The organism is Streptomyces sp. NPDC021100 (genome assembly GCF_044333095.1).
In the GTDB taxonomy this organism is placed as follows: Bacteria; Actinomycetota; Actinomycetes; order Streptomycetales; family Streptomycetaceae; genus Streptomyces.
Genome location: NZ_JBIRQH010000029.1, coordinates 24,596 through 37,760 on the forward strand (window position 1 = coordinate 24,596; position 13,165 = coordinate 37,760).

General features: G+C 73.8%; 5 protein-coding genes and 1 pseudogene. 4 read left to right on the forward strand and 2 right to left on the reverse strand.

Going from position 1 to position 13,165, the window contains the following annotated elements; genetic code table 11:
- The first annotated feature begins 3 nt into the window (after window positions 1-3).
- Window positions 4-4,065, forward strand: coding sequence for a type I polyketide synthase (locus ACH4PU_RS33400; protein ID WP_398280796.1), 4,062 nt, complete (start codon window positions 4-6; stop codon window positions 4,063-4,065).
- Between the two features lie 462 nt (window positions 4,066-4,527).
- Entirely contained in the window at window positions 4,528-5,757 is a 1,230-nt protein-coding gene (locus tag ACH4PU_RS33405; RefSeq protein WP_398280799.1) for a macrolide family glycosyltransferase, read from the forward strand.
- A gap of 54 nt (window positions 5,758-5,811) precedes the next feature.
- On the opposite strand, the gene ACH4PU_RS33410 is transcribed toward ACH4PU_RS33405, so the two are convergent.
- The gene (locus tag ACH4PU_RS33410) at window positions 5,812-8,739 is read right to left on the reverse strand and encodes an AAA family ATPase (RefSeq protein WP_398280802.1); all 2,928 of its coding nucleotides are present in this window, start codon (window positions 8,737-8,739) and stop codon (window positions 5,812-5,814) included.
- 409 nt (window positions 8,740-9,148) lie between these two features.
- On the opposite strand from ACH4PU_RS33410, the gene ACH4PU_RS33415 reads away from it, so the two are divergent.
- Window positions 9,149-10,741, forward strand: coding sequence for an APC family permease (locus ACH4PU_RS33415; RefSeq protein ID WP_398280805.1), 1,593 nt, complete (start codon window positions 9,149-9,151; stop codon window positions 10,739-10,741).
- Window positions 10,742-11,113: 372 nt separating this feature from the next.
- Here ACH4PU_RS33415 and ACH4PU_RS33420 read toward each other — a convergent pair whose 3' ends face one another.
- Window positions 11,114-12,013, reverse strand: a complete 900-nt coding sequence (locus ACH4PU_RS33420; RefSeq protein ID WP_398280808.1) for an SDR family oxidoreductase — start codon at window positions 12,011-12,013, stop codon at window positions 11,114-11,116.
- 210 nt (window positions 12,014-12,223) lie between these two features.
- Between ACH4PU_RS33420 and ACH4PU_RS33425 the strand changes: the two are divergent.
- A pseudogene (locus tag ACH4PU_RS33425) lies at window positions 12,224-13,117 on the forward strand (LysR family transcriptional regulator); the annotation flags it as partial.
- Window positions 13,118-13,165: the final 48 nt, after the last annotated feature.

Genomic DNA, 13,165 nt, shown 5'->3' on the forward strand with positions numbered 1-13,165 from the left:
ACCATGACCCAGCCCAGTCAGCCGAGCCGGCCCGGCCGGCCCGACCCCGCGCCCCGGCAGGCCGTCGCCGCCCCGGAGGCGAAGCTCGTCGACGCCCTCCGGACCTCGCTCAAGGAGACCGAGCGGCTGCGCGAACAGAACCGGAGACTGTCCGGCGCCCTGCGCGAACCGCTGGCCATCGTCGGCATGGCCTGCCGCTACCCGGGCGGCGTCAGCTCCCCGGAGGACCTGTGGCGGCTGGTCGGCGAGGAGGCCGACGCCATAGCGGAGTTCCCGGAGGACCGGGGCTGGGACGTCGACGCCCTGTACGACCCCGACCCCGATCCCGACTCCGATGCCGGGAACGACGCCACCTCCACCACCCGCCACGGCGGATTCCTCTACGACGCCGCCCACTTCGACGCCGCCTTCTTCGGCGTGGCACCCCGCGACGCCCACGCCCTCGACCCGCAGCAGCGGCTGCTGCTGGAGACGTCGTGGGAGGCGCTGGAACACGCCCGGCTGGACCCGCGCGCCCTTCGCGGCAGCAGGACGGGCGTGTTCGCCGGCGTCATGTACCACGACTACGTCAACAGCTACGGCAGCGGCAGCGTCGTGTCGGGCCGCGTCGCCTACACGCTCGGACTGGAGGGCCCGGCGGTGTCGGTGGACACGGCGTGCTCGTCCTCGCTGGTCGCCCTGCACCTGGCCGGGCAGGCCCTGCGCAACGGCGAGTGCTCGCTCGCCCTGGCGGCCGGCGTCACCGTCATGGCCACCCCGGGCACGTACGTCGACTTCAGCCGCCAGCGCGGGCTGTCCCCCGACGGCCGGTGCAAGTCCTTCGCCGAGGCGGCGGACGGCACCGGGTTCTCGGAAGGCGTGGGCGTGCTCGTGGTGGAGCGGCTGTCGGACGCGCGGCGGAACGGGCACAGGGTGCTGGCGGTCGTCCGGGGGTCCGCGGTCAACCAGGACGGCGCCAGCAACGGGCTGACGGCACCGAACGGTCCGGCGCAGCAGCGGGTGATCCGTGCGGCGCTGGCCAACGCACGGCTGTCGGCAGAGCAGGTGGACGTGGTGGAGGCGCACGGTACGGGGACGACGCTGGGCGATCCGATCGAGGCGCAGGCGTTGCTGGCGACGTACGGCAAGGACCGTGCGGCGGAACGGCCGTTGTGGCTGGGGTCGGTGAAGTCGAACCTGGGGCATACGCAGGCGGCGGCGGGTGTGGCGGGCATCATCAAGATGGTGATGGCGATGCGTCATGGTGTGCTGCCCAAGACGCTGCATGTGGATGCGCCGTCGTCGAAGGTGGACTGGACGGCGGGCGCGGTGGAACTCCTCACCGAAGCCCGCCCCTGGACGTCGGACAGGGCACGCCGCGCGGCGGTGTCGTCCTTCGGGATCAGCGGGACGAACGCGCACGTGATCCTGGAGGAAGCACCGCAGGAGGCCCCCGCTCCCGCCCCGGAGACGTTTACCGGCCCGGTGCTCTGGCCGCTCTCCGCGACCACCCCGCAGGCCCTGCGCGCCCAGGCCCGCCGCCTGCGGGAGGCGCTTTCGGACGATGACGGCCTCGCGTCGATCGGTCTTTCCCTGGCCACCACCCGTGCCCACTTCGACCACCGCGCCGTGGTCACCGGACGCACCCGCGCCGACCTCGTCACGGCCCTGACCGCCCTCGCCGACGGCACCCCTGCCCCCGGCCTCACCCAGGGCACGGCCCGCACCACCGGCAAAACCGCCTTCCTCTTCACCGGACAGGGCGCACAGCGGGCAGGGATGGGCCGGGAGGTGTACGAGGCGTTCCCGGTGTTCGCCAAGGCGTTGGACGAGGTGTGCGCGCACTTCGAACAGCCGCTTAAGGACGTCCTCTTCGGCGATGACGACGAGCTGCTGAACCGCACGGAGTACGCACAGCCCGCCCTGTTCGCCATCGAGACGGCACTGTTCCGGCTCGTGGAGTCGTGGGGTGTCCGTCCTGAGGTGCTGGCCGGGCACTCCATCGGGGAGATCGCGGCGGCCCATATCGCCGGGGTGCTGTCGTTGGAGGACGCCTGCACGCTGGTGGCCGCACGCGGCCGGCTGATGCAGGCCCTGCCCGAAGGCGGGGTCATGGCCGCCCTCCAGTGCACCGAGGAGGAAGCCCTCGGTCTGCTCGGTGATGCTGAGGATGCTTCCGTCGCCGCGGTCAACGGCCCGCGCGCGGTCGTGGTCTCCGGTGCGCAGGCAACGGTCACCGCGATCGTGGACAAGCTACGCGAGCAAGGCCGCAAGACCTCGATACTCAAGGTCTCCCACGCCTTCCACTCACCCCTCATGGACCCGATGCTGGAGGACTTCCGCACGGTCGTCGCCGGCCTGTCGTTCGCCGAGCCCCGCATCCCGATCGTCTCCACCGTCACCGGACTGGCGGCGACGGCAGAGGAGTTGACGAGCGTCGACTACTGGGTCGAGCACGTCCGCCGCCCCGTCCGCTTCGCCGACGCCGTGCGGGCCGTCGTGGCGCGTGGTGCCGTCAGGTTCGTCGAGGTCGGTCCCGACGCGGTGTTGTCGGGCATGGTGGAGGCGTGCCTGGAGCCGGACGAGGCCGAGCGGGCGGCCGTCGTGCCGTTGCTGCGCAAGGGGCGGGACGAGGCCCCGGCGGTGGTGGCGGGCGTGGGACGGCTGTACGCCGCCGGTGTCTCCGTGGACTGGGCGGCGTTCTTCGAGGGCAGTGGCGCGCGTGTGGTGGACCTGCCGACCTACGCGTTCCAGCACCGCCGCTACTGGATCGACTCGCCCGCCCTGTTCGGCGGACCCGGCTCCGGCTCCGGCACCGCCCGACAGGACACGCCGGAGGCCGCCGAACCACGGGAGGACCCGGCCGCTCCCGAGCGGCTCCGTGCCCGGCTGGCCGAACTCCAGGACGTGGAACGGGAGAAGGCGCTCACCGAGCTGGTCGTGGAACACGTCGCCCTGGTGCTCGGGTACGGGTCCGTGGCCGAGGTGGACCCGGAACGCGGGTTCCTGGAGGCGGGCGTGGACTCGCTGTCCGCCGCCGAACTGCGCCGCGCCCTGGGGCGGGCCACCGGGCTGGACATCGACCCCGCCGCGGTGTTCGATCTCGGCAGCCCGGCCCGGCTCGCCGCGCACCTGCGGGCCGCGCTGGACACGGCCCCCGCGCTCCCCGACGGCGCTGTTCGTTCCGTCCGGGAGGTGTCCGCCGTACCGCGCCCCGCGGAGACGCTGAGCGAGCTGTTCCGGGCGGCGGTCCGGGAAGGGAAGATGGCGGCGGGCACCGCCCTGCTGAACGCCGCGGCCGACCTGCGCCCCTCCTTCCGTACCGCCGCCGAGGCGCGGGGCGTGCGCGAGCCGGTGACCCTGGCCCGCGGTTCCCGGGGCCCGGCCCTGATCTGCTTCCCGTCACCGATGGCCCTCGCCGGTCCCCAGCAGTACGCGCGGCTCGCCGCGCACTTCCGGGGCGTGCGGGACGTGCACGTGGTGACCTCGCCCGGCTTCGCGGCCGGCGAACCGCTGCCCGCGTCCGTGGACGCCGCCGTCGACCACTTCGCGCACAGCGTACGGGAGTTGGCGGACGACGAGCCGTTCGTCCTGGTGGGCTACTCGTCGGGCGGGCAGTTCGCGCACGCCACGGCCGGCCGGCTGGAGGCCGGGGGCACGCGGCCCGCCGCGATCGTCCTGCTGGACACCTACCTGCCCACCGACGACGCGGACGACGACACCGGCGCCGGCGGCGACGCGCTGTGGGCGGGGATGCTGGACGGCATGCTGGAACGCGAGGACGTCTTCGGGACGTTCACCGCCGACCGGCTCTCCGCCATGGGCCGCTACAGCCTCTTCATCACCCGGTGCGCCCCCGGGCCCGTGGCGGCGCCCGTGCTGTTCGTCCGGCCGACGGAGCCCTTCCCCGGGCAGGCGGAGGCCGGGGAAGGCGAGGCCGACTGGCGTTCCTCCTGGCCCGCCGCGCACACCCTGCGCGAGGTCCCCGGCAACCACTTCACCCTCCTCGAAGGCGCGTCGGACACGACGGCCGACGCCGTCGAGGCGTGGGTGGCGGCACTCGACGGGCACCGCGGCGGGCGCTGAGCACGGACTTGACGACGGGTCCCAGGTCCCGGCGGTGCCCGACCGGCACGCCGGGGCCTCCCGTCATGGCTTTCCTGATACTCCGTCAGCTTCTGGCCCTGTTTGTGATCAATGCCACGATTGCCGGATCCTGCCACCGGAAAGTCAGTCACGGGGGGCATACGCACAGACGGTTTCGCGAAAAGTTCGAAGGACCGGACGCGGGTCTTTCCCCTGTACAAGCGACATCCGTCGCGCATTCGACCGCCACCGGAACGGCCGGGAATGCCCGGCCGCCGGGGGCGGGCCGTCGGATGCGTCCGCACCGCGCCGCACGCGTGCTACGCTCCGGCGCCAGGCCAAGGATGCGATCTCATCAGCGAGTTGATACCGGGGCATGTGACCCCCGTGAGAATTCGTCCGGGTACCGCGCGGGCCGGTGGGAGGGACCTCGGACCCGTGCCGCGAGGGGGCGTCGCGCTCATGGAGAAGGAGCCCCCCAAGCCCTGCTACACCATTGCCGTGATCAGCGCGCCGGACGAGGCGCACACCCGGCCGATGCTGCCCATCGTGCGCGAACTGCGCCGCAGGGACCACCGGATCACGTACATCACCACCATGGAGTTCGCCGAGCGGGCCGCCACCGCCGGCGTGGACGTCCTCGTGCCCGAGTCCCGGCCCGAATACGGGCCGTACGGAGAGGCGCGGGACCCGGCCGCGGCGCTCGACCTCTCCAGCGTCGAGGAGACGCTCGACTGCGCGGAGGAGATTCACGCCGAGTTCGCCGACGACGTCCCCGACCTCGTGCTGTACGAGTCCTCCACCCGCGTCGTCGCCCGCCTGCTCACCTGCCGCTGGAACCGGCCCGGCGTCCAGGTCTACCCCTCGTTCGCCTGGGACGACGGCCGCGGGCCCGACGCCCCGGTGCCCGAGGGGCGGTCGTCCGAGGAGTGCCTGGCACGCCTCCCCGACGGGCTGCGAAGACGGCTGGCCCGGTTCCTGGCCTACGCCGAGCACGCCGGCGCACCGCCGCAGGACTTCTACACCCGGGCCGAGCCGCTGTCCATCGCCCTGATGCCCAGGGCGTTCCAGAGCGGCGGGGACCGCTTCGACAGCCGGGTGGCGTTCGTCGGGCCGTGCATCCCCGAGCGCCGCATCGACGAGCGCTGGATGCCGGCGGGGGACGGGCTGCCCGTGGTGTTCCTCGCCCTGGACCCCGCGCTGCTCCACCGGGACCCGGGCTACCTCCGGGAGTGCGCGACGGCGCTGGCCCGCCTGCCGCTGCACCTGGTCGTCACCACCGGCGGCGCGGACGACCGCGGCCGGGACCAGGGCGGGTTACCCCCGAACGTGGAGGTGCACGCCCGGGTGCCGCGCTCGGTGGTGCTGCGCCGGGCCTCCGCGTACATCTGCCATCCGGACGCCGGCAACGTCATGGAAGCCCTCTACTTCAACACCCCGCTGGTCGCCGTGCCGACGACCGCGTCGGAACGGGTGGTGGCGGACCGCGTGGCGGAACTCGGCCTCGGCGTACGGCTGCCGCCGGAGGCCGCCGCTCCGGAACGGCTGGTGGAGGCGGTCCACACCCTCCTCGACGACGCCGACACCCTGCACCGGGTGCGCGGACTCCAGCGCGAGGCGCGCCGGGCGGGCGGCGCACGCCGGGCCGCGGACGAGATCGAACGCTATCTGGAGTGGATCTACGAGCCGTGACGGCGGATCCACGAGCGGGCGCGCGGGCGGGGCCGGCGCACCGGAACCGGCCGCTCAGGCGGACTCGGCGTCCGGTGCGTCCAGGCCCAGCCGGGCGGCCAGGTCCCTCCGCCGGCTGACGTCCAGCTTGCGGTAGACCCGGGTGAGGTGCTGCTCGACGGTGCTGACGGTGATGAACAGCTTCCGGCCGATCGCCCGGTTGGTCACGCCCGCCGCGGCGAGTTCGGCGACGCGCCGCTCGGCGTCGCTCAGCACCTCGGCGGCGGGCGGTCTCGGCTCCTTGAGCGGACCGGCTGGACCGGCCGGCCGCCCGGACGCGGTCGGCGCCACGTCCGAAGGCGCGGAAACCGCCGTGGCCGGCGCGGCCGGAGCCGGCCGGACGACGACCTCGGGGCGCTCCCACTCCGCGGGCACCTGGCAGGACGCCATCATCTCGGCGGCCCGCCGCCCCGCCTCCTCGGCCGCCTCGCGTTCCCCCAGCGCCTCGTGGGCGTCCCGGAGATCGGCCAGCGCCCGGGCGAGTTCGAAGCGGCCGGTGTCCGGCCGCAGCAGCTCCACGGCCTGGCGCAGGAGCCCCGGCCGGTCCTCCGGCGCCCCGGTCGCGGCCAGCAGCCGCAGGGACGTGCCCCGGGTGCGGGGCTGCCGGGTGCCGGGCCGCGTCAGCTGCTCCTCGACGAGGGCCCGGGCCCGGGTCGTGAGCCCCAGGGCCAGCGCGGCCTCGGCGGCGCCGCCGCGCCAGGGGATCAGGGCGGGCAGGTCGAGCTTCCAGGCGGTCGCCAGCCGGCCGCAGCTCTCGAAGTCGGTGAGCGCCGCCGCCGGCCGGCCCGTCGCCAGGTGGAAGTGGCCGCGCGCGTGGAGGTAGTGCAGGCCGTAGCGGGCCTCGAACATGGTGTCCGGCACGGGCTGCCGGATGTACCGCACCGCCTCGTCGTGCCGTCCCATCATGGTCGTGGCGAGGATCAGCACGGCGAGCGGGCTGCCGATGGCGACGCCCCAGGCCGACGCCGGGATCCGGGCCAGCGCGATCTCGCCGTGGCGCACGGCGGTGGCCATGTCGCCCTGCCGGAACGCCGCGTCCGCGCGCATCGTCGCGAACACGACCTGCCACATCGGCGCGTCGTGCTGCTCGGCCTCCTTGAGCAGTTCGTCGCTCCACGCGGCGGCCTTGTCGGGATGATCGGCGCAGAGCAGGGTCAGCAGGGCGGCGTGCAGTGACTCCAGGGTGGCGCCGCTCAGGACGACGCTGTGCAGGATGGCCTCGGCACGGGCCGCGGCGGCCTCGCCGGCGCCGTCCGCGAGCAGCCGGTAGAGCACGCTGACGGCGTGCCGGCCGAACGGGCGGGCCGCGTCCGGGCCGGTCCGCGGCGCGGTGGCCAGGGTTCCGCCGGGGGACGTCATCAGCGACGGATGCGAGTACGCCATCCAGGTCGTGAGGGCCGCCAGCTCCTCCGACTCGGTGGGGTCGGACGCGGCGCCGTACGCCTTCCAGAGTGCCAGCGCCTCCCGGGCCTCCCGGTATCTGCCGTGCCAGAGCAGACCGCGGGTCAGCAGCCCGGCGTCGTGGCCGTTCAGATGCCCGGCCCGCAGCGCCTCCCACAGCAGTTCCACGTGCCGCATGGCCTTGAGCGGCGACTTCTGCCACTCGACGCGCATCCGGTCCGCGGTGAGGGCGGCGAGCTGCCGGCGGTCCGCGCAGTCCTTCAGGGCCAGATCGAGGTAGGCGCAGGCGGTCGCCCGCCGGCCGGCGCCGCGCGCGCCGCGCGCGGCCTCCCGCAGGACATTGATCATCCATGCCTCGGGGGCCCGTTCCGCCGCGCGCAGTTGCTCGGCGACGGGACCCGGCGGCGCCCCGGCGTGGTGCAGCGCGGCCGCCACCCGCAGATGCAGGTCGTGCCGAGTGTCGGGCGGCGTCTCCGCCAGGACGGCCGTGCGGGTCGCGGGGTGCCGGAAGTCCTCCGGACCGAGCAGTCCGGTGGCGGCCAGTGAGGCGATGGCGTGCTCCACCGTGGACGTGTTCATCCCGAGGGCGTGGCCGATCAGGGCCGGGGAACCGGCCGTGCCCAGCGCGGCCACCGCCCGTGCGACCGCCAGCGCCGACGGCTCCGCGAGGTAGAGGCAGTCGGTCAGCGCGGTGCGGAAGGCCGCCTCGGAGGCTGCCGGTTCCAGGGCGGCCGGTTCGCCGCCCGGGCGGTGGGCGGCCTCGTGGTCGTCCAGCAGGGCGGTCAGGAACAGCGGACTGCCGCCGGAGGCCGCGTGGTACGCCTCGGTGAGCTCCCGCGCCTTCGCCGGGCCGAGCCGGGCCTCGATCAGGGTGTGGACGCCCGAGCGGCTCAGCAGGTCCAGCCGTATCTTGCGGCAGTTCGGCTGGCGGAACAGCTCGGCGTGGAAGACGGGATGGGGAGAGCGCACCGTGGACAGCTCCGCGAGCAGGAGCAGCACACGGGAGGTCTTCATCCGGCGCTGGAGGAACAGCAGCATCTGCAGGGACGGGCCGTCGGCGTACTGGAGGTCGTCGATGCCCACCACGACGGGGCCGCGGTCGCTCAGCTCCAGCAGGATCGACCGCAGACCGTTGGCCACCTCGACGCTCGGCTGGTTCATCGTCCCCGGCCCGGCGTCGGGCCCCCGGGCCCCGGGCGGTTCGTCGGCCAGCAGCGCGGTCGCCCGGCGCCGGAGCCCCCCCGGCAGCGTCTCGCACCGGAACAGCTGGTCCATCACGCCCAGCGGCAGTCCGGACTCGGCCCGGGACGCCATGGCGGTCAACACGAGAGCGCCGGAATTCTCCGCCTCTTTACAGAATGTTCGCAGGAGGTGGGTTTTTCCGCTGCCCGCCGGTCCGCTCACCAGCGCGACACTCCCACGCCCCGCCCCTGCTTCCGTGAGTAACCCCCCGAGCGCGGCCAACTCCGCCTTACGTTCGGCATTATCCGGACTGCGCAGCACATCCATATTCCCCCCAGCGCGCGACCATACCTGGGCCATGAGCCGTAAACATAGCAACCCAGTTCGGTTGATTGCGGTCACCCTGAGCGTGGCGTGACGGAACCTGCCATTCCGCCCCCTGTTCGCGCAACAACCTTATAAAAGTGTTCAGTTGACGGAAATTCGATTGGCTGAAATCGAACGGCGTGCGTGCAAGGAACCCTTCGTCCGTGCGGCCGGGCGGCGGCGATTCTCCAGTGGGGGACGTTGTGCGCGTTGTGCTCATCATCGGGCAGGTCGCCCATGCGACGACTTCCGGCCATTTCGATCACTTGTCGCCGTGCACGGAACCGCACACCCTCCGGGACACGAGGGGCCCCGTGGGACCGGAGGGAATGACGAGGTGTCACCTAAGGTTGAGTGACCGTTCACCCGCACCTCGTCGGGACGCCTCGGACAGGGAGAGAACGTGCCAGCGGATCACGACGCCGCAGCGGACACCGCCGTCGAGACGGCCGTGCAGGAAGGCAGGCTCCGGCGGGACCTCGGCTTCTGGGCGCTCACCGCCATCGGCTTCTCCAACATCGTGGGGTCCGGCTGGCTCTTCGCGGCGATGTACGCGGCCCGCACCGCCGGGCCCGCCTCCCTGCTGACCTGGGTGGGCGCCGGCGTGCTCTGCGGGCTGGTCGCCCTGGTGATGATCGAGCTCGGCGCGTCACGGCCCGAGGGCGGCGGCACGGTCCGCTGGCCGCTGTACGCCGGAGGGCGGCTCGTCGGGACGCTGATCGGCTGGTCCGTCCTGCTGTCGGTGGGCGGCACCGCCGCCGAGATCAGCGCCATCATGCAGTACGCCGACCACTACCTGCCCGACCTCTACAGCGGCCATGTGCTCACCCCCACCGGCCTCGCGCTCGCCGTCGGCCTGAGCGTGCTGCTGACGGCGCTGAACTGGTTCGCGGTCCGCCTGTTCGCACGGCTGAACAACCTCGTCTCCATCTTCAAGATCGCCGTGCCGGTCGTCACGGTCATCGCCCTGTTCGCCTCCGGCTGGCACTCCGGACGCCTCACCGACCACGGCGGCTTCGCCCCCTACGGCTACGCCGCCTGCCTCTCCGCCCTCGCCGGCGGCGGCATCGTCTACTCGGTCAACGGGTTCCAGGCCGCCCTCGACTTCTCCGGCGAGGCACGCGACCCCCGCCGCACCATCCCGGCCTCCGTCCTCACCGGCATCGGCCTGGCGCTCCTGATGTACCTGGCGCTCCAGTTCGCCTTCCTCTTCACCGTTCCCGAGAGCCTCCTGGGCCACGGCTGGAAGGGCGTCGACCTGGAGTCGCCCTTCGGCCAGCTCGCCCTGATCCTCAACCTGCACTGGCTCTCCAGCCTGCTCTACGCCGACGCGGTGCTCTCGCCCGGCGGCTCGGCGTACGTCGGCGTGGCCCTCAACGCCCGCCACACCTACGCCCTCGCCAAGAACCGCACCCTGCCCCGGACGTTCATGCGGGTGGACCGCCGGTCCGGCATCCCGCACCGGGCGCTCGCCCTGAACCTCGTGGTGATCGTCGTCTTCCTGCTGCCCTTCGGCGAGTGGCAGCGCATCGTCAGCATCATGGGCGACATGTACCTGCTGATCTACGCGGCCTCGGCCGTGGCGGTCGCCGTCTTCCGCGCCGACCCCGGCACCCCGATGGCGGGCTGGGTGCCCGGCCTGCGCTGGATCGCTCCGGTCAGCTTCGTCGTGGCCACCGAGTTCGTGTACTGGTCGGGCTGGCACGACCTGCGGCTGGCCCTGCCCGTCGTGCTGGCCGGGCTGCTGATCTTCCTCGCCATGCGGCGCTCCGCCGCCGACGGCCCGCTCGCCGCCGAACTCCGCGAGGGCGCCTGGCTGGTGTGCTACCTGGCGGTGCTGACCCTGCTGTCCTGGCTGGGCACCTTCAAGGGCTCGGGCCGCCTCCCGGCCCCCTACGACTCCCTCGCCGTCGCCGTCTTCGCGCTGGGCGTCTTCCGCTGGGCCGTACGCTCGGGCGTCCGGCACCGGGCGACGGCGCGGGAGGAGACTCCGTAACGGGTCCGGGCGCCCCGCCGCCGTCCTGCCGGCGGGGCGTCTTCCCCGCGTGGTGCGGCTCACCGCGACGGGCGGCCCCGCCGGGCCGGCGGCCGAGGAGTGGCGCTCGCGGCACGGCCCGGCGCCGCACGAGCGCGCCGGGCGGCCGCCTCCGCCCTGTCGCGGGCGCGACGAAGAGCCAGGCACCTCACCCCTTCGCGTGACGGATCCGAGCCTCCGCCGGACTGCGGCGAGCTCCGTTCCGCATCCACGAGGGACCTCAACCCCGGCTGGTTCAGCGGGGCTTGAAGGGAGTCGAGAAGGGCTATAGGAAGTTTTCCTTGTGCTTTGCACTGGTTGCGAAATGCACGTGTGTGGCCGGGGCGTGCCTCGTCACACCTGCCAGTAGTGCCCTTCCTCCAGGTCCGCGAGGAGGCCGGGGCGGACGGGACGCCAGCCCAGCCGCTCCCGCGTCAGGGCGCCGGAGGTGGGGGCATCCAGCCCGGCGAACGGGGCGAGCCACCCGAAATGGGCGGCGGCCTCGTCGCCGGAGAGACCCCGCACCGGAAGCCCCAGCCGGCGGCCGACGAGGGACGCGATGTCGCGGAACGGCACCCCCTCCTCCGCGATGGCGTGCAGGCGGCTCCCGGCCGACGCGGACTCCAGGGCCAGCCGGAACAGGACGGCCGCGTCGAGCAGATGCACGGCGGGCCAGCGGTTCGCGCCGTCGCCGACGTACGCCGACACCCCGCGGGCGCGGGCGCGGCCGATCACCTCAGGGAGGAACGCGCGGTCGCCGCGGCCGTGCACGGTCGGGGGAAGGCGGACGGCGGACGCACGGACGCCCCGCCCGGCCAGGGCGAGCACCGCGTCCTCCGCCGGCGTCCGGTGGGTGCCCGGGGCGGCCGGGTCCTCCTCCGTCGCGAGCGGTCCCGACGCCTGGACGATCGCGGAGCCGGAGGCCGAGACCAGCGGCTTGCCGGAGCCCTCCAGCGCCGCGCCGAGGGCCTCCACGGCCCGCAGGTCGACCTCGCCCGCGGTGGTGAGGTCCCCGGCGTACATCAGGTCGTGGCGGTAGGCGAGGTGGACGACGCCGTCCGCGGCGGCGGCCGGATCACGCAGGCTCTCCGGATCGTCGAGGTCACCCCGGTGCACCTCGGCACCGGCTTCCGCGAGGGCGGCGGCGCTCCGGTCGGAACGGGCGAGACCGAGGACTTGGTGCCCGGCGCCGAGCAGTTCCCGGACGACGGCGGAACCGATGAAACCGGAGGCGCCGGTGACGAAGACACGCATGGTGAACTCCAGAGGTGCGAAGGGGGGATGCGGTACCGCCCGCCCCGCCCGGTGCCCGAACGGCGGCGGAGGCGACGGCCCCATCCTCCGGGCGGAGAGCGCGCCGGATCCAGGTCCCGTTCCGCATACGGTCATGCGATACAGGCATCACCGCAGACCAGAGCGTGCGTGCGGGAACCTCCGCGTACCCGGCGGGAGTACGCTTCCGGCATGCCCGAACCAGCAGGCCCCGCGCCGGATCTCGACCTGCGGCTGGTGCGCTACTTCACCGCCGTCGCCGAGCACCGGCACTTCGGCCGCGCCGCCGAAACCCTGCGCATCGCCCAGCCGTCGCTGAGCCGGCAGATCCGGAGCCTGGAGCGGCGGCTGGGCGCCCGGCTGCTGGACCGCACCCCGCGCGGCACCCGGCTCACCGAGGCCGGAGAGGTCTTCCTACCGCTCGCCAAGGCGCTCCTGCGTTCCGCGGCGCAGGCGGCCTCCCGTACCCGCGCCGCCGCCCGGCCCGACCGCGTCACCGTCGGCGTCCTCCCGCCCCTGATCGTCACGTCCGCGGTGCGCGAGCTGCGCCGCCGGCATCCGGAAGCGGAGGTGGCGACCGTACACCTGCGGTGGGACGACGTGAGCACGGCCCTGCTCGACCACCGCGCGGACGCCGTGGTGGCCCGGCTGCCCTTCCCCACCGAAAGACTCCGTGTGACGCTCCTGTACTCGGAGCCACGGGTCCTCGTCGTGCCCCGCGACCACCGGCTGGCCGGCAGGAAGAGCGCCACCCTGGACGACATCGCCGACGAGCCCCTGCCCCGGGTGCGCGACTCCGACCCGGTATGGGACGCGTACTGGCGCATCGACCCCCGACCGGACGGCCGCCCGGCACCCGGCGGCCCGCTGATCGAGTCCATGGAGGACAAGCTGGAGCACGTGGCGGCGGGCGAGGCCGTCGCCATCATGGCCACCGGCGCGACAGCCGGCCTCCGCCCTGACCTGACCGTGGTCCCCCTGGACGGCGTCGAGCCGAGCCACGTGGTCCTGGCGACCCGGGCGGGGGACCGGAGCGGGTTGGTGACGGCCTTCGCCGCGTGTGCGGGGGAACTGCTGACGGAACCGGGGGCGGGGGCGGAGGGGGAATCCGGGCCAGCGCGCGGCGTGGCGCGT